Source organism: Sorangium sp. So ce836, from assembly GCF_028553905.1.
Classification (GTDB): Bacteria; Myxococcota_A; Polyangia; order Polyangiales; family Polyangiaceae; genus Sorangium; species Sorangium cellulosum_D.
Window position 1 is genome coordinate 12,431,996 of record NZ_CP102233.1, and the last position, 17,090, is coordinate 12,449,085.

Below are 17,090 nucleotides of genomic sequence, written 5' to 3' on the forward strand. Positions count from 1 at the left end.
TCAATACACAAGACGTTCACCTCTTGCCATTTCCGCGATGCGGGTCAGATACGCCATCGCCAGCGAGTAGAACTCATTTAACCACGTCTCAGGTTCGTGGGCGGGGCGCGCGGCAAAAACCGCACTCACCCAGGGGATCTTGGGATCGTGAATAAACCCGTGACCAAAAACAAGCATCAGCCCTGCACAGAGCGCTACTCCAGAATAGCATCCGATTCCATGCTGCTCGGCCAATTGGAGGGCCTTGCGATAGATTTCGTGGAGCACGGGCCTTCCTACATACTCGCACTTTTGAGGATGTATGCCATACAAGTACTCGACAACTTCATCACTAATGTATTCCGCTGACACTCTCGAATCAACAATGCGCCCCTGGAACACACGGCCGATAGCTGTTCTTGACAAATGATAATCGGGCCCAGTCACGCGTTCTATATAGAACAGGGCGCGCTCATAAAGCTGCTTAGCTCGCAACATCTGGTCTGAGAAATTCGGGTCACGCAGTATCTCCTTGGTCCATGGCAATTGTGGATCTGTATCGAAGTCGACTCCCAGAATGAAGATCAGCTCAATGTAGAGCCGCACTGGGCCACGCTTGGAGAATCCATATCTGTTTGCCTGGTCAGCGCCGAACCGTATCAGTTCTCGAAGGGCGCGATCCCCCATCAAGTCAGAGTGTATAGGACTGAATTGCCTGAGGTGCTCAACCATGTCCATTTCAAACCGCCGGAGCGCGTCCTGCTGGAACACAGTCAATTGATCGGAGTGAATCTTCATCTTTAGATTCGCGTGTCTATACTCGTACACTGATGCTCTCGGGGGGGGGTTCATCATGACCTGGACAGGGCGGCCGGGGAGAGACGGCGCTTGGCGCAGCGCTTATCCTTCACTCCGCGAAACACTGCGCTGCGCTGGCCTAACCTAAGGGTCAACATAAGAATCTCCCCTTAAGGCGCCCGTTCAGGGTCCAGCATGCCAACGAGGGCCGAGCAGGCTCATGCCCTTCAGCCTCGAAGCAGATCTCGTTCCACGGCACGGGACTGGAACTTGCGCACCGAGCGTCAAGGAACAAATATCCTGAGCTTCCCCGACGCGAAGCCGCCGGATCCATCGGGTTCGCTCGACCTCGTCCGTCTTGACGCGATTTGTTTGCGTACCTCCGACCGGGGCCTTTCGGTTGCCGATCGCTGCCGCCGAGCGATTGCTCTCAATCTGCTCGAAGCGTTTTATGCTCGTCGTGTCGGTCTCCTTCACCTCGATGTGCTTCTCGCGATTCTGCGGCACCATGATGGCCTCGTTGCGCTTGAGCAGAGCCTTGCGGCCAGGAGGCCATGGAACTATTGCCTACGTCAACCCCCACCTGGGCGGCATCGCGCGCTCCCGACGGCGATCAGCCTGGCGTGGGAGTGTCACACGGACGAGTGAACCCGTTGAATCTATTGTTTTTTCTTTGTTGGCGGCTCTGCGGAGAAGCGGAGCGTAATCCAGTTCCTCGGGAATTTGGCTTCGATGAACCGAGAACGCTGGTCACGCGAAGCTTCGACGGGGTGGGGGCTGTCAGCAACCCCCATTCGGATCGCGCCCAGACCGGCTGAGCGGATCACGGGCAGGCTCCGTCTGGACGCTGCGAGGAGAGGAGCTGGGCGCGGAGCTCGCTCGCGCAGGGCCCGCTCCGTGCAAACTTGCACAGGTTGAAATTCTTGACGGGAGCTGCACGCCGCCTTCAAGGGGCAGGCACGAGGTTCTAGCGGGCATTCTTGACCGCTCCAGCAGTGATCCGTTCTGCGGACCGAGCTCTGTGTCGTGAGGCCGCCCTCACCATCGCCGAGATCGCCTAGCAGACGTCGGACATCCGCGGCGTGCTGCGCGGCCTCGGTGTGCGCGCCATCGACCTCGACGACGTGACTCAGGACATGTTGCTGGGGGCGTGGACGAGCGCGCAAGCCCAGCGCTACCGCCCGTGCGTGGACGCGACCCCTCCCCGGACGCTCCGTGCCTGGCTTGAAGGGTCGCGCTGAACGTAGCGTCCAACCATCACCAGCACGCCTTCAGGCGCCGCGAGTTCCCCCACGACGCCCCCTGGGAGATCGCGCCGGAGCCGAGCCACATGATAGCGTCGTTCATTCGCTCCGCCTCGTTGTCTTGCAAGGCGCGCCGGAAGCGCACAGCCATACCTTTGATGCTCATCGCATCGCCACTTTCTGCGTACAAATCTCTCTAGCCTCCGGGCGACTCAAGACATCGGGCAGTGCACCGATGGCTTTCGCGCGTCGCTTGTAGGGTGCAGAGAGAGGCAGCCTTGTGTCTTCGGCTATCTGGGCCATCGAGATCCCGTCCAGGTCGTGCGCCACGAGAACAAATCTCGGACCCGGATCGAGCTCGTTCACTGCGTCGGTGGTGGTGGCGGAGACGGGTGCCTCCCGTCTTTTTCTGGAGGCACGTCCACCCGGAGACGGGTGCCTCCCGTCTTTTTCTGAGGCACGTCCACCGGCGAGATGGGTGCCACCCATCTCTTGCTGGACGATGCCGCTCCGCTCAACGGTTTGCCGCTCGTGCTGGCGGTGCGCCCACCGTCGCTAGTCCGAGTTCGGCCACGTCAGCACTCCTCGCCGGGGGTACGGGCCGAAACCTGAGACGACACCAAACTGCTCGACCTCGCCCTCAATGAGCACGTGCACCCAGGCCTCATGCGACTCTTTCAGGCGAGATCGGTCCACGATGAGCGGAACACCGATGCGTCCGTCACGCACGACCGACTCGATGAACGTCGCGTCCTCGTCGTCGAGGCCCTGCATGGCGCCAGTTCCTCCGTATTTGGGTCCCTCGAAGTAGGCGTTGAGCCGCAGCCAGCTCTCCTCGGCGTCGAACGGGACGAAGACCCCCTCCATCTCCGGCTGCGCGCAGCAAACACCACAGGTCTGGTTCGTATAGAGCACTCCGCTCGGGTGCTGGATGATGAGCCCCAGTCCTGCGTCGTAGAGTCGGATGAGCGCCGTCATGATCCCCGTCTCCATGAGCAGCCCGGACCATCGCCGGAAGCGCCTGCATCGCAGGGCGGAACGGTCGGCAGGCTACCACAGGGAGCCGCGATCCGCAGACGATCCCAGGGGAACCGCTGCGGCGCAGCGAGCCGACCCAGGTCGCGGCGCCGCCCGCAGGTTGCGGCGCCTCCCCCGCCCTCGCCCCCGCCGCGCGCCGCGCCGCCGTGCGCCCACCGTGCCGCGCCCGCCGCACGGCGCCGCGGCGCCACACGGTGAGCGCCATGATCCTCACTCCCTCTCCTCCCCCGGCAGAACCTTCGCCGGAAAGTCCGCTCCCTCGCAGCCCACCACCGCGCCGGGGGTCCTCTCGCCAAGCTGAGCCCGCCCAGCCCCTCGGCGAGCGTAAGGGAGCTCTCCGCGCGACGGTGAACAGCACGCCGGATCCCAGCGGCCCGGCGACGCGATCGAACCTCACCTCACACGCTCGGCTCACCCCTCTCGTCCCTCGCGGGCCGCTCGTCGGTCGCCCTCGACACCGGCCGCCGGCCCACGTTAGCTTGAGGACCAACGATGACGAGCACACCCACCGCTCCCCGCTCCCCGGAGCTCCCCGCGAGCACCATGAGGGCAGTCCGCAGCACGTCTTTCGCGGTGATCGAGTGCGCGGGGGACCTCGGCGATCTCGCCGTCGCCGAGTGGAACGGCGAGGCGGAACGCATCTTTGGAGTTACCGCTGACGAAGCGGTGGGCCGCCGCCTCACGGACACGATCTTGACCGGACCGGACGCCGAGGCCTTTCGGCGCTCGCTCGCGCAGCCGGGCGCCCCGATCCGCTGCACCCACACCCGCAAGGACGGGCGCGCCGTCGTGTGCGAGTGGCGACTCGCGCCCGTGCTCGACGACGGCGGCGAGGCGATTCGGCTGCTCTGCTTCGGGCTGGAGGTCACGGAGCAAGACAAGGCCGTCGAGCGGCTGAGGGAGAGCGACGTCATCCTCCGGGCCATCCTCGACAACGTGGACACGGCCGTGACCCGGATGGATCGCGACGGATTCTGCACCTTCCACGAGGGCAAGAACCTGAAGTCCCTCGGCCTGACGCCGGGACAGTTCGTCGGAATGAACGTGTTCGACGAACCTCCCGCGCCGATGGACATGGAGCCGATGCGAAGAGCGGTCCGGGGCGAGCTCGTCCGCACCCGCGTCGAGGCGTTCGGGATGGCCTGGGAGACGTGCATCATCCCGATCCGCGACGCCCGCGGGGAGCCCGACGGCGCCGTCAGCTTCACGGTCGACGCCACGGAGGCGAAGCTCAGGGAAGACGAGCTGAAATCGCGGCTCGAGCTGATCGAGCGCCAGCAGCAGGTGATCCGCGACCTGTCGACGCCCATCATCGAGGTCTGGGACAGCGTGCTGACCCTCCCCATGGTGGGCGTCGTCGACAGCAAGAGGGCCGCCGACGTGATGGACGACCTCCTGGCCGCCATCGCGGACAAGCAAGCCCGCTTCGCGATCCTCGACCTCACCGGCGTCGAGGTCGTCGACACGAAGACCGCGAGCTATCTCATCGAGCTCGTCCGCGCCATCCGGCTCCTCGGCGCCGAGGGGGTCATCACGGGCATCCGGCCGAACGTGGCGCAGACCATGGTCTCCCTCGGGCTCGACCTGTCGGGCATCGCGACCGTGGGAAACCTCCGCGCAGGCCTCAAGCTCTGCATGCAGCGCCTGGCGGCGAGCGCCGCGGCGGCGCGCGGCGCGGCGTCGCCCGGCGCAGCGCCGGCGCGCGCGCCCGAACGAGGCGCCCCGCCGAGGCTCCCGGGAGGCGGCTCCGGCTGAGCCGGAGGCGATGGAGCCGGCCTCGCGGGTCGGCCGGATCGCCCCGCCGCCCGAAGTTCGCGTTTGCTTCGGCAATCTCAGCCCCGTAAGGAACGGCGGACAGGCGCCCCGCGCGGCGCCGGGAGACGCCGATCGTGACAACCCCGCTCCAGAGCCCCAGGAACGTCGGCCAGCGCCCCGGGAGCCCGCGCCGCGCAGGGCGCGCCCTCGCGCGCCGCGCCGCCCTCGGGCTCGCCCTCGCGCTCGCCGGCGCCGCGCCCGCCGCGTGCGCGCCGCGGGGGGCCGCGGCCCCGTCCGTCGTCGAGGCGCCGCTGCCCGCCGCGTTCGGCGCCGCGCTCGAGGCGGAGATCGCGAGCTCCGCCGCGGCGGCGCCGTACCTCGCCGCCATCGAGGCCGCCGTCGACGCGCCGGGCGACGAGGGCGCGCTCGCCACCGCGATCGCGTCGCTCGACGCGCTCGTCTTCGGCGCCGGCACCGCGGGCGGCTCCGCCCCCGACGCCTCGGCGATCGCCTTCCGCTCGCGCGAGGCGCTCCCCGAGGTCGCCCGCCGCCTCCAGCGCGCCTGGGCGTTCGCCGACGTCTCCGGCCGCGGCGCGCCGGAGATGCCGTTCCTGCGCGGCGCGCTCGCGAGCGCCCTCCACCGCATCGCCCTCCACGTCGGCGACGAGGCCGCGGCCGCGACGTGGAGCGCGCGCCGCGGCTGCGCGAACGAGGCCGCCCTCGTCGGCCCGCTCGACGCGGCCCCGCTCCAGAGCCTCGACCGCCCCTCGCCGGTGAGCTCCGCGCCGGGCGCGCCGCTCGCGCGCTCGTACCCCGGCATCGCGCCGTTCGCGAGGGCCGTCTCGCCCATCGTGGTCCGCGCCGACGCCTGCGCCATCGATGTCGACGCGGTGAGCGCCCTCCAGGGCACGCGCGCCGTGGTCGTCGACCTCCACAACCCGGTCGCCCAGCGGGTGAGCCTCGCGCTCGCCTCGTCGTCCGCCGCCGCGCTCGAGGTGGGCGGCGTGCCCGCCCTCCAGCGCGACTACGCGGCCGGCGGCGCGCAGGTCACGCGCTTCGCGACCGTGGAGGTCCAGCCGGGGACGCTGCGCGTCGTCGTGCGCGTGGCGCAGAAGGGCGACGGCGGCGCCATCGAGCTCAGCGCCTTCGGCGAGAACGGCCTCCCGCTCCGCGCCCGCGCGCCGCGCCCCGGCGCCGCCGCGTCCGCGACCGCGGCGCGGCCCGCCGCGATCAGCGTGGTCCCGGCGCCGGCCGCCCCGGGCGCGCGGCTCGGCCCCGCCGCCGTCGAGGTCGCGGCCGCCGCGCTGCTCGCGCTCGGCGACGCGCGCGCGGCCGAGCGCCTCCTCGACCCGGAGGGCGACGGCCGCCTCGACCAGGGCGGCGCGCCCGCGCCGGCGTCCGCGCCGGGGTCGTCGCCCCGCGCCGCGCCGCGCTCGCCGCGCCTCGACCTGCTCTACGCGCGGGCCGTCCGCCGCGTGGGCGATCTGCCCGAGACCAAGGTCGTCGAGCGCACCCGCGCCGCCGTCGATCGCGCGCTCGCCGCCTGGCCCGCGTCGTGGGAGGCGCGCCTCTACCGGGCGGAGCTCGCCGAGCGCCGCGGCGGCCAGGGCGAGGGCACGATGGACGCGCTCCGCGAGCTCGGGGTCAGGGTCGCCCTGCCTGGGCCGGCCGGACCGAGCGCGCCCGCGGTCCCCGACGCCGACCGGATGCTCCTCGCCGAGCTCGCGATGGTCGCCCGCCGCGCCGGCGTCACCGACGTCGCCGAGGCCGCGTACGCGAGGCTCGCCGCCGCCGCGCCGGGCTCGGCGCTGCTCGCCGCGGTGGACGACCGCGTCCACGGCCGCGCCGGGGTCGACGCGGTGAAGGCCGCCTGCGACGGCGGGCTCGATCGCTCGGGCAACGCGTGCCTCGCCGCGCTCCTCGGCGCGAGCGGCGACCGCGCCGCGGTCCTCGCCGAGATCCAGCGGCTGCGCCGGCTCCGCCGCGCGCCGGACGCCCTGCGCGGCGTCGAGCTCCGCGAGCGGGTCGCCCGCGGCGACCTGCGCGGCGCGCTCGCCGTGTACGACGCCATGCCGCCGGGCGAGCGCGTGATGCTGGAGGCGCTCGGCCTCGCCGCCGGCCGCGGCGACGTCCGCGCGGCGCGGGGCCGCCTCGCCCGCGACCGCGCCACCGCGCGCGACGCCCCCGCCGCGCTCGGCCCCATCTCCCGCGCGCTCGGCCTCACGCCGGACCCGGCGCCGCCGCTCGAGGCCGAGGGGCGCAAGCTCGTGCTGGAGGACCAGGCCAAGGCGTTCCTGCCCGGCGCCGCGGTCGCGGTGCTCCGCCACGTCGAGCGGTTCACGATCGCGCCCGACGGGCTCGTCCACTACGTGACCTACGACCTCCGCCGCGTCTCCGGCACCACGGACGTCGCCCAGGGCGCGGTCGCCTTCGGCCCGCTCATCGAGGGCCGCGGCATGCCGCGCCTCCTGCGCCGCCGCATCCACAAGCGCGACGGCCGCATCCTCGCGCCCGACGCCGCGTCGAACGCCGCGCAGGAGCACAGCGACCTCTCGCAGCTCGAGCAGGGCGACTACGTCGAGCAGGTCACCGAGGGCTACGCCCTGCCGGGCGACAGCGGCCAGCTCGTCATCGACACCTGGGATCTGCTCCCCGAGCGGACGAGCGTCCGCGAGGCGACGATCGAGGTCCGCCGCCCGTCGTCGCTCCCGCTCGCGGTCTGGTCGCACCCGCTGCTCGGCGCGGCGGAGGAGCGCGTCGAGGGCGCCGCCACGGTCAGCGTCTGGCGCATCAAGGACCAGCCGCCGCGGCGCATGGAGGACGGCGTGCCGCGCACGGAGATGGGCGTGGGGGTCAGCCTGGGGACGCAGACCTGGGGCCACGTGGCCGCGGCGATCGACGAGAACCTCCGCGCGCTCTCGGACCGCGACCCGTACATGACCCGCTGGGCGCGGGAGGCGGCGGGCCCGGAGCGGGCGCCGTCGCCCGCGCTGCTCGAGCGCGTCGTCGCGGCCGCCGGCAAGGCGCTGAAGGTCGCCGGCGGCGCCGAGCTCTCGGATTTCGCGGCGCTCATGGCCGGCGGCCCGCAGCGCACGACGGCGCGCGCGATGATCGAGCTCGGCCAGGGCAGCCGGTCGTGGGTCGTCTACCGCGCGCTGCGCGAGCTCGGCGTGCGCGCCGACCTCGCCATCGCCGAGACCGAGCCGTTCAGCTCGTCGTCCGACTTCCCGCCGCACGCGGGGCGCTTCCGCCACCCGCTCGTCATCGCGCGCCTGCCGGGCGGCGACGTGTGGATCGACGCCGACGTCGAGGGCCCGCCGCTCCCACCCGGGCGCATCAGCCCCGAGCTGCGCGGCCGCGCCGCCATGCTGCCGGGCGGCGAGCTCGTCACGGTCGCCGGCACGAGCGGCGAGACCGGCGACGAGGTCGACCTCCGGCTCGCGGTCGACGCGCAGGGCAACGCCTCGGGATCGTTCACGATCTTGCTGCACGGCCGGTCGGCGCAGGCGCTCTCGGAGGCGTTCGAGACGGTGGTCGGCACGGCGCGGCGCGAGATGCTCCGGAGCGTCGTGCTCGGCTGGCTGCCGTGGGCCGACGTCGAGGACGTCGTGGTCTCGTCGACGGAGGGCTCGTGGGAGGTCGCGCTCCGCGCGGCCGTGACGATCCACGGCTTCGCGCGGCCGGAGGGCAAGGACGCCGCGGCGTGGACGCTGCCGGGGCTGGAGCCGGTGCACCTCGCGTTCCCGCGCGCGTTCGCGGGCACGCTCGGCGCCACGTACGCCTCGCGCGGGGCGCGCAAGAGCGCGCTCGCGATCGAGACCGCGCTCCAGTACCACGTGCGCCGCCGGATCGAGCTGCCGGAGGGGTACGCGGTCCAGCGCGCGCCCGAGGGCGTGCGGGTCGAGCACGCGGGCCTCGAGGCGTCGCGCAAGGGCAGCTACGGCGCGGCGATCGAGGAGGATTTCGCGCTGAGCCTGCCGACGGGCACGGTGTCGGCCGACGAGTACAAGGCGTTCGTCGCGCGGGTGCAGGCGGTCGACAGCGGCTTCATGGCGGGCATCCGGGTGGCGCGGCCGGCGCCGGAAGGCGGCGCGCCGAAGGCGGCGGGGCGCGGCGCGGCGCGGCCGCAGGGCGCGGAGAAGAAGCCCTGAGCCTCGACGTCCGCGCGTCGGTCCCGCTGGCCCCGCTCACGACGCTCGGCGTGGGCGGCCCGGCGCGCTTCTTCGCCGAGGCGGCCGACGAGGCCGCGGTGGTCGAGGCGCTCCGCTTCGCCGAGGCCCGCGGGGTGCCGCTGTTCGTGCTGGGCGGCGGCTCGAACCTGCTCGTCGCCGACCGCGGGGTCGACGCCCTGGTCTTGCGCGTGCGCGTCCGCGGGATCGAGCTCGCGGGCGGGGGGGACGCCGCCGGCGACGGCGGGCGGGGCCCGCGCGTCCTCGTGCGCGCGGGCGCGGGCGAGGGCTGGGACGACCTCGTGGCGCGGGCGGTCGCCGAGGGCTGGGCCGGGGTCGAGTGCCTGTCCGGCATCCCGGGCGACGTCGGCGCGACGCCGATCCAGAACGTGGGCGCGTACGGCCAGGAGGTCGCGGAGACGATCGCCGAGGTCCGAGCGATCGACCGCGCGACCGGGGCGGCCGTCGCCATCGCCGGGGCGGACTGCGGCTTCGGGTACCGCGACAGCCGGTTCAAGCGCGCGTGGCGCGGGCGGTACGTCATCACGGCGGTCACGTTCGCGCTGCGCCCCGGCGGCGCCGCGACCGTCCGCTACCCCGAGCTCCAGCGGGCGCTCGCCGCGCCTCCGGGAGGAGCGCCGCCGCCGCTCGCCGAGGTGCGCCGCGCGGTGATCGCGCTCCGCCGCGGCAAGTCGATGGTGCTCGATCCGGCGGACGAGAACGGCCGGAGCGCGGGGTCGTTCTTCATGAACCCGACGCTCGAGGCCGGCGCGGCGGCGGGCGCCCTCGCGCGCATCGAGGCCGCCGGCGTGCTCGCGCCCGGCGAGGCGATCCCGCAATATCCGGCGGGCGAGGGCCGGGTGAAGCTGTCGGCCGCGTGGCTCATCGAGCGCGCCGGGTTCGCGAAGGGGACGCGCCACGGCGCCGCGGGCATCTCGACGCGCCACACGCTCGCGCTGGTGAACCGCGGCGGCGCCACCGCGGCGGAGCTCCTCGATCTCGCGCGGCGCGTGCGGCGCGGGGTGCTCGATCGGTTCGGCGTGGCGCTCACGCCGGAGCCCGATCTGGTCGGGTTCGCGCCCGGCGACATCGACGATCTGGTCGGCGACGCCCACGCGGCCGGCCAGGGCCGCTGAGCCGCCCCGCGCGCCGCCGCCCCGGCCCCGGCGGCGCGGTCATCCAGCGCGCCGGCGACCGCGCGGGCTCCCGCCGCGCCACGAGCGGATCCGAGCGGAAATAACCGCTTCAGCTGCGAGCGCCGTCCTGGACGACAGCAACTAGGAGGCGTCCCGACACACGATCGCCACAGAGCCCCTCTACGCTCCACGGCGCGTTCTTGTCCTTGCCGCCGCTCCTCACCCTCGAAGGCTCCCCATGCCCGACCAATTCGTCGTTCAATCGAGCGCCCTGCCCTCTTCCACCAGGCTCGTCGCCTTTCATGGCACCGAGGGCATCTCGAAGCTCTATCGCTTCGAGCTCTACCTGGTGATGACCAACGACGTCGGCCATGGCTTCGATATGGCCGCGGCCGTGGGCCAGCCGCTGACCCTCTCTCTGCAGCGGAGCGACAGCGAGAACAGCGGCGACTCACCCTTCGTTCGAAGCGGCGTCCTGGGCAGCATCGAGCTGATCAACGACTTCGAAGGCCGGTGCGTCTTCCGGGCCACCCTGGTCCCGCGCCTCGCCTTGCTGACCATGGCGTTTCACAGCCGCATCTTCACCGAGAAGGCCATCCCGGAGATCATCCAGGCCGTGCTTCAAAAGGGCGGCGTCACGGACTGCACCCTCCAGCTCCAGGGCGCCTACGTCGCCGAAGAGCATGTCTGCCAGTACCGCGAGAGCGACTACGCCTTCATCACCCGGTGGATGGAGCGCGAGGGCATTTATTACTATTTCGAGCATGGCGAGGGCGGCGAGACGCTGGTGCTGACCGACGACGAATCGGTTCATCAGCCGTATGGCGGCAAGCCCGTTCGTTACTACCCGCAGCCCGGCGGCGCCAACACCGCGAAAGACTCCGTCTACGCCTTCACCTGCCGGCATGAAGCCGTGCCCAGCGCGGTCCGCCTCAAGGACCATAACTACGCCAATCCGGCCGTGCCGGTCACCGGGCAGGCGGTGGTCTCCCCCAACGGCTTCGGCGAGGTCAGCCTGTTCGGCGCGCGCTTCTTCTCAGCGGGCGACGGGGCGCGGCTGGCGCGGATCAAGGCCGAGAGCCTCGCCGCGACCGGCGTCGTCTACCAGGTGATGGGCAACGCGGCGACGCTGCTCCCTGGGTTCACCTTCGAGCTCGACGAGCATCCGCGGGCCGCGTTCAACACGAAGTATCTGGCCATCGAGGCCGAGCACTGGTGCAGCCAGACCCCGGACATGCCCGAGCTTCGAGAGTTCGTGTCGTGGAGTGAAAACTATCGCATCGAGGCCAAGGCCATCCCCGCGACGGTGCAGTTCCGCGCGCCGCAGGTCACCGCGTGGCCGCGCATCTACGGCACCGAGCCCGCGGTCGTCGACGGCGCGGCGGTCAGCGAGTACGCGCAGATCGACACCCATGGCCGCTACCGGATCAAGTTCCACTTCGACGAGAGCGACCTGACCGGGGGGAAGGCGTCGACCTGGGTCCGGATGCTCCAGCCCCACGGCGGCGGCATCGAGGGCTTCCACTTCCCGCTGCGCGCCGGAACCGAGGTCATGTGCGCCTTCGAGGGGGGCGACCCCGACCGGCCGGCCGTCGTCGGGGTCGCGCCCAACGCGCTGACGCCGAGCCCGGTCACCTCGGGGAACAACACGCGCAACGTGATCCAGACGGGCGGGCGGAACCGGCTCGAGATCGAAGACCAGGCCGGTCAAGAGCGGATCACCCTGTCGACGCCGCACGCGAATACCTACATCCGGATGGGGGCGCCCAACGCCGGCTCGACCTACGAGGTCAAGACGAACGGCCACGCGTTCACGTGGATCGGAGGATCCTCCGAGAACATCGTGGGCGGCAACCGGACGGCGATCACCGCGGGGATCTCCGAGAGCATCGTGGGAGGCTTCGCCCTGAGCATGGTCGGGGGATACTCCGGGAGCTTCGTCGCCGGATACGCGCAGAACGTGATCCTGGGCTATCGCGACACGCGCATCCTCGGCAACGAGTCCACGAACGTCTACGGCAATCGAAAGACCCGCATCAAGGGGACCCGGAAGACGACCATCGGCGGCGACAGCACGACGTTGCTCATGTCCAACCGTGAGCTCACCGTCAGGGGCTACAGTGATTTGACCATCTTCGGGAAGCGCGACACTCATATCCGAGGCCACGACAAGGGCGTCTTCGACAACGGCCGAGAGACGACGGTCTTCGTTCAGAACAAAACGACGATCAATGGCAAGAACGAGACCCGCGTCACGGGGACGCGCAAGACCGAGATCGTCGGCCTCGACACCAGCGATTTCCGCGCAGGGCGAAAGACCACCGTTCACGCGGTGGGCAGCTTCACGGACATCACGGGTCAGAGCGTCACGAAGATCAAAGGCGGGAGCCGCACGACGGTCAGGGGGTGGAGGAAGAGCACTGTCGTGGGCCCTGCCTCCAGCACGGTGACTGGTCTTTACAAGACCGACATCGGGACACGGGTCGAGAGGATCCATGGCACAAAGACCGAGCGGATCGACGGGCTGGCATACAAACGTGCCCCTCTCGAGGTGAAGCAGTTGAGCATGTCGGAGCTCAAGACAAAGGGTTTCAACGCCAAGGCCCAGATATATCGCATCTCGTCCCAGCTCGACCTCTTGCAGTCGGAGCTGCACATCGTGAAGTGATCTGCCTGCCGCGTCTGGAAGAGGCTCGCGCTCGGCGCTGAGCCGGACGACCCCTCGAGGCCCGCTACCCTGGATTCCGTCGGATGAAAATCGTCAAACCCATGCGTCTCGGGGTGGTGCCGCGGGTCTTCATGAACCAGCGCACCCCGCACCTCCTGGTCACCGCCTTCGTCGGCTTCTCCTACGAGAGGCCGGCCCGGCTGCTCTACGAGCCGACGGTCTGGACGATGGCCACGGAGGAGCTCGGCAACGATGGCGTCCTCGACGAGTTCAATCCGAAGACGCGGGGCGAGCTCCTGGTCACCGGACGCTGCTATCCGCCGGGGCGCGTCGCTCGCCCCGCGAGCTCGGTCCGCGTCCAGCTCGGATCCATCGACAAGGGCCTCTACGTCGTCGGCGACCGGACGTGGGGAATGCTCGGGATGTCGGACCCGGCGCCGTTCACCGAGATGCCCGTCACCTGGCGGAACGCGTTCGGCGGAGACGGCTTCGCCAAGAACCCGCTGGGCAAGGGCCATGGCGACAAGAGCGCGGCGCTCCCCAACATCGAGTCGCCCAAGCACCTGATCCACGCCCGCAGCGACCGCCCTGCGCCCGCCGGCCTCGACGGGTACGACGTGACCTGGCCCCAGAGGTTCTCCAAGATCGGCACCCACGACGCGGCGTGGCGCAACGAGTGCTTCCCGGGCTTTGCGCGGGATCTGGACCCGACGATGTTCAACATGGCCCCGGACGACCAGCAGATCGACGGGTTCTTCCGGGGCGACGAGACCTTCGTGGTCGAGAACATGCACCCCGACAAGCCGCGGATCGAAGGCGCGCTCCCCGGGGTCGCGAGCCGGTGCTTCGTCTGCATCAAGACGCGCGACGGGGTGGAGGTCCGCGAGCCCGCCATGAAGCTCGACACGGTGCGCCTGTTCCCGCACCGCGAGCGGGGGATCGTCCTCTTCCGCGGCGGCGTCGAGATCGCCGAGGACGACGCGAAGGACGTGGTGGCCGTGCTGGTCGCCTGCGAGGCCATGGGCGCTCCCAGGCCCGCCGCGTACTACCATGAGTACCTGACCCCCCGGCTCGGTCCCCGGAACCCCGATCTCCCGGACGACGAGGATGACGTGCTCATGCCCGAGCCCGAGGATCCGGAGGCGCCGCCGCTGCCCGACGACAGGCTCTCCGGGCTCGCGTCGAGGCTCCGGCGGCAGGGGTTCCTGGGAAGTACGCCGGATCGAGCCGTCAGGCGCGCGGCCGCGGCCGCGGCCGGGGCTGGTGTCGTCGCCGCCGGTGCGAACGAAGCCGGAGCAGAGAGGGACCCCGACATCGAGGAGCTCGACGACGACCTCGCCGAGATGGGGATCGACCCCGAGCACCTCGATGCCGCCGCCGGCGAGGACGAGGCGGAGCCGGCCATGGACTTCCCCGACGGCGAGGGGGAAGAGGAGAGCCTCGCGTGGTCCGAGTCCGACGAGGAAGAGGACAGCCTCGCGTGGTCCGCGCTCGAGGCGGACACGGGGGTAAACCACGAGGCGGACCCGGAGCCGACCGAGCCGGCGGCCGCGACGAGGGCCCCCGACGCGGATGACGGCGCCGAGGACGCCGAAGCGCTTCGCCAGGAGGCGGCGCTCGCGGAATGGGCCAAGAGGCGGCTGCGAGACCATGGCTTGGAATCAGAGGCAGATTTCTCCCAGCAAGGCCCCTCCGAGGCCCCCGAGCCCCTCGATGAGTCCGAGGAGGCCCTGGTCAGCCTGGTCGAAGGCAAGGCCCGCGCTGCGGTGCACATGCACGGGGTCGACGTCGGCTCGATGCTCGCGAAAGCGCGCCAGCACGCCTCCGAGCGCCCGAGCGAGGTCACGGTGTCGCAGGTCCGCGAGCGCGCGCGCCAGACGCTGGAGAGCGAGGGCGTCACGCCAGAGAAGACCGAAGAGCTGCTGTCGGGGCTGGACTGGCGAGCGCTCGAGGAAGGTACCCGGGCCGACGACGACGCCGACCTCGACGGCGACGACGACATCCCCGACGACGCCCACGCCCTGGCCGAGGAGCCAGACGGTGACCCCCTGCCAGAGGACGAGGGCTGGGGCGATGAGACTGCGGACGAAGAGGACTTCGAGTTTGCCGAGGGGCTGGACGAGAAGGCGCCCACCTTCGATTGGGGCGAAGACGGGCCGCGGATCGCGCACCTCTTGCCGGCCTCGGCGGCGCTCGACAGCGAAGATGCTCTGCGGCTTCGGCGCGAGGTGGAGGCCGGGCACAAGGAGGGGCGGAGCTTCGCGGGGTGCGACCTCTCGGGCGCCGACCTCTCCCACCTCGACCTCGAGGGGATCGACCTCTCGGGCGCCATCCTCGAATCGGCCTTCCTCACCGGGAGCATCCTGCGAAGGGCGAACCTCACGGGAGCCGTCCTGGCGCACGCGAACCTGGTGGGCGCGGATCTCTCGGGGGCCAGGCTCGAAGGGGCCAATCTCGGGTCGGCATGCCTGCGGGACGTGAAGGCCGGCGGCGGCGTCGATTTCGGCGGGTCCGTGCTCGTCAAGGCCGACCTCTGGGGAGCGGACCTGTCCGGCGCCAACCTCTCGGGCGCCGACCTCTCCGAGGCGAACCTCTGCGACGCGAACCTGGAGAACGTCGTCGCAGAGAAGGCGACGTTCCAGAACGTGGATCTCACGGAGGCGCGCCTCGCGGGCGCGCGGCTCTCGGGGAGCACGTTCAACGAGGTGAATGTCACCGAGGTCGACTTCACCGGCGTCGACCTGAGCTCCGCCACGTTCATCGCCGCCGAGGGCGACGGCGCGATCTTCCGGAACGCCATGGCGAAGGACCTCGCGATCGTGAAGGGCTCGTCCTTCGCGGGCGCGGACTTCGGCGGAGCGACGCTCGCCGGCGCGAACCTGATGGGGACGCGCCTCCACGGCAGCAACTTCGCCGACGCCGACCTGCGCGGCGCGCTGCTCAACGAGGCCGACCTGACCGAGGCGAAGCTGGATCGCGCGAAGCTCGCGGAGGCCATGCTGATGCGAGCCGACCTCACCAGGGCGTCGCTCCACGCCGCCGACCTGAGGGAGAGCGTCATGAACAACGCGTGCGTCCGCGGGGCCAGCTTCGAGAAGGCCAACCTGTTCGGCGTGTGCGCCGACCGGGTGGTCGGAGACGACGACACGAGCTTCGCCGGCGCCAACCTCAAGCGACTCCGGATGATACCGGCCGAGAGGCAGCATGGATAGGGAAGCGCTGCGCGCGCTGATCGAGCAAGGCGAGGTCGTCTCGGAGCTGGACCTGTCGGGCCGCGATCTCTCGGGGATCGACCTCTCGGGCGGGATCTTCGAGGACGTCCGCTTCGCGAGCGCCAACCTCGAGGGCGCCAAGGCGCGCGAGGCGATCTTTCACCGCTGCGACTTCTCGGGAGCCAACCTGAAGGGGCTCGATTTTCACCTCGGCAGCGCCGTGGACTGCACGCTCGCGGGGGCCGCGCTCGCGGGCGCCTCGCTGGTCGGAGCGAGCTTCTCGGACGTGGACCTAGAATCGGCCGATCTGACCGGAGCCGATCTCTCGTTGACCGAGATCGCGCGATCCAGCCTCGAGAACGCCCGGCTCGTCCGCGCCAACCTGACCGACGCCGCCCTGTTCCAGGCCGAGACGGGGGGCGCGGACTTCTCCCAGGCGAACCTGACCAAGGCGGTCCTGTTCCGTCAGGATCTGTCCCAGGCCATCCTCACGGGCATCACCCTCGTGGAAGCGATCCTGGTCGAGGTGCGGATGGGGCCCAAGGACCTCCGGGGAATGGACCTCAGCGGGGCGCAGCTCACGAACGCCGACCTGCACGGCTGCGACTTCTCCGGGGCCAACCTGACCCAATGCGGCTTCAAGGGCGCCAACCTGACCGGGGCTCGGCTGGACGGAGCCAGCGCCCATGCGGCCGTCTTCGTCGAGGCGGCCGTGATGAACGCGAGCTTCACCAAGGCCGACCTGACCCAGACGCTCTTCGTCGATGCGCGCGTGGACGCCGCGAGCTTCTCGGGCGCGCGGCTCGAGATGAGCGTCTGGCACCGGGCGAGCTGCCCGGGCGCCCGCTTCTGCGGGGCCGACCTGAGCCATGCAGACCTCTCCCACGCCGACGTGTCGTTCGCCGACTTCTCCGACGCGACGCTGTCCCGCGCGCGGCTGCATCGCGTGACGGACAAAGGCACCGTCTGGCCGCTGAGCAAGGCGCTGGCGCACGGCGACGACCAGGAGCTCAAGGAAGCAGAAGACTGGCAGGCCAACGTTCTCGGGAAGCCTGCCGGCGGTCAACGCACCCCTCACTCATGAGAACACC

At 70.8% G+C, this 17,090-nt stretch carries 9 protein-coding genes; 6 read left to right on the forward strand and 3 right to left on the reverse strand.

Features of this window, described 5'->3' with window-relative positions; translation table 11 throughout:
• The 3 genes from NQZ70_RS45390 to NQZ70_RS45400 form a co-directional block, all read right to left on the reverse strand.
• Nucleotides 1-777: a hypothetical protein gene (locus tag NQZ70_RS45390; protein WP_129579793.1), complete on the reverse strand. Its 777-nt coding sequence runs from the start codon at nucleotides 775-777 to the stop codon at nucleotides 1-3.
• 183 nt (nucleotides 778-960) lie between these two features.
• Nucleotides 961-1,287 carry a hypothetical protein gene (locus NQZ70_RS45395; RefSeq protein WP_129579794.1) on the reverse strand — a complete coding sequence of 109 codons (327 nt, stop codon included), beginning with the start codon at nucleotides 1,285-1,287 and terminating at the stop codon, nucleotides 961-963.
• Nucleotides 1,288-2,576: 1,289 nt separating this feature from the next.
• Nucleotides 2,577-2,999: a DUF6210 family protein gene (locus NQZ70_RS45400; protein WP_237244645.1), complete on the reverse strand. Its 423-nt coding sequence runs from the start codon at nucleotides 2,997-2,999 to the stop codon at nucleotides 2,577-2,579.
• A gap of 552 nt (nucleotides 3,000-3,551) precedes the next feature.
• Here NQZ70_RS45400 and NQZ70_RS45405 point away from each other — a divergent pair.
• The 6 genes from NQZ70_RS45405 (at nucleotide 3,552) to NQZ70_RS45430 (ending at nucleotide 17,083) form a co-directional block, all read left to right on the forward strand.
• The gene (locus NQZ70_RS45405) at nucleotides 3,552-4,814 is read left to right on the forward strand and encodes a PAS domain-containing protein (RefSeq protein ID WP_237244646.1); all 1,263 of its coding nucleotides are present in this window, start codon (nucleotides 3,552-3,554) and stop codon (nucleotides 4,812-4,814) included.
• A gap of 134 nt (nucleotides 4,815-4,948) precedes the next feature.
• Nucleotides 4,949-8,965, forward strand: coding sequence for a hypothetical protein (locus tag NQZ70_RS45410; RefSeq protein ID WP_129579796.1), 4,017 nt, complete (start codon nucleotides 4,949-4,951; stop codon nucleotides 8,963-8,965).
• Entirely contained in the window at nucleotides 8,962-10,119 is a 1,158-nt protein-coding gene (locus NQZ70_RS45415; RefSeq protein ID WP_129581970.1) for a UDP-N-acetylmuramate dehydrogenase, read from the forward strand. Before NQZ70_RS45410 ends, NQZ70_RS45415 begins: the two co-directional genes overlap by 4 nt.
• 238 nt (nucleotides 10,120-10,357) lie before the next feature.
• Nucleotides 10,358-12,787: a type VI secretion system Vgr family protein gene (locus NQZ70_RS45420; RefSeq protein ID WP_129579797.1), complete on the forward strand. Its 2,430-nt coding sequence runs from the start codon at nucleotides 10,358-10,360 to the stop codon at nucleotides 12,785-12,787.
• A gap of 83 nt (nucleotides 12,788-12,870) precedes the next feature.
• Nucleotides 12,871-15,999 carry a DUF2169 domain-containing protein gene (locus NQZ70_RS45425; protein ID WP_129579798.1) on the forward strand — a complete coding sequence of 1,043 codons (3,129 nt, stop codon included), beginning with the start codon at nucleotides 12,871-12,873 and terminating at the stop codon, nucleotides 15,997-15,999.
• Nucleotides 15,992-17,083 (forward strand): pentapeptide repeat-containing protein, encoded by a 1,092-nt coding sequence (locus tag NQZ70_RS45430; protein ID WP_129579799.1) that lies wholly within the window; start codon nucleotides 15,992-15,994, stop codon nucleotides 17,081-17,083. The genes NQZ70_RS45425 and NQZ70_RS45430 overlap by 8 nt, the downstream gene beginning before the upstream one ends.
• The last annotated feature ends 7 nt before the right edge of the window (nucleotides 17,084-17,090 follow it).

Excerpts from the sequence above, each read along its gene's own strand:
- NQZ70_RS45390 (WP_129579793.1), bottom strand. The coding sequence starts at position 777 with ATGAAGATTCACTCCGATCAATTGACTGTGTTCCAGCAGGACGCGCTC.
- NQZ70_RS45395 (WP_129579794.1), bottom strand. The coding sequence starts at position 1,287 with ATGGTGCCGCAGAATCGCGAGAAGCACATCGAGGTGAAGGAGACCGAC.
- NQZ70_RS45400 (WP_237244645.1), bottom strand. The coding sequence starts at position 2,999 with ATGACGGCGCTCATCCGACTCTACGACGCAGGACTGGGGCTCATCATC.
- NQZ70_RS45405 (WP_237244646.1), top strand. The coding sequence starts at position 3,552 with ATGACGAGCACACCCACCGCTCCCCGCTCCCCGGAGCTCCCCGCGAGC.
- NQZ70_RS45420 (WP_129579797.1), top strand. The coding sequence starts at position 10,358 with ATGCCCGACCAATTCGTCGTTCAATCGAGCGCCCTGCCCTCTTCCACC.
- NQZ70_RS45425 (WP_129579798.1), top strand. The coding sequence starts at position 12,871 with ATGAAAATCGTCAAACCCATGCGTCTCGGGGTGGTGCCGCGGGTCTTC.
- NQZ70_RS45430 (WP_129579799.1), top strand. The coding sequence starts at position 15,992 with ATGGATAGGGAAGCGCTGCGCGCGCTGATCGAGCAAGGCGAGGTCGTC.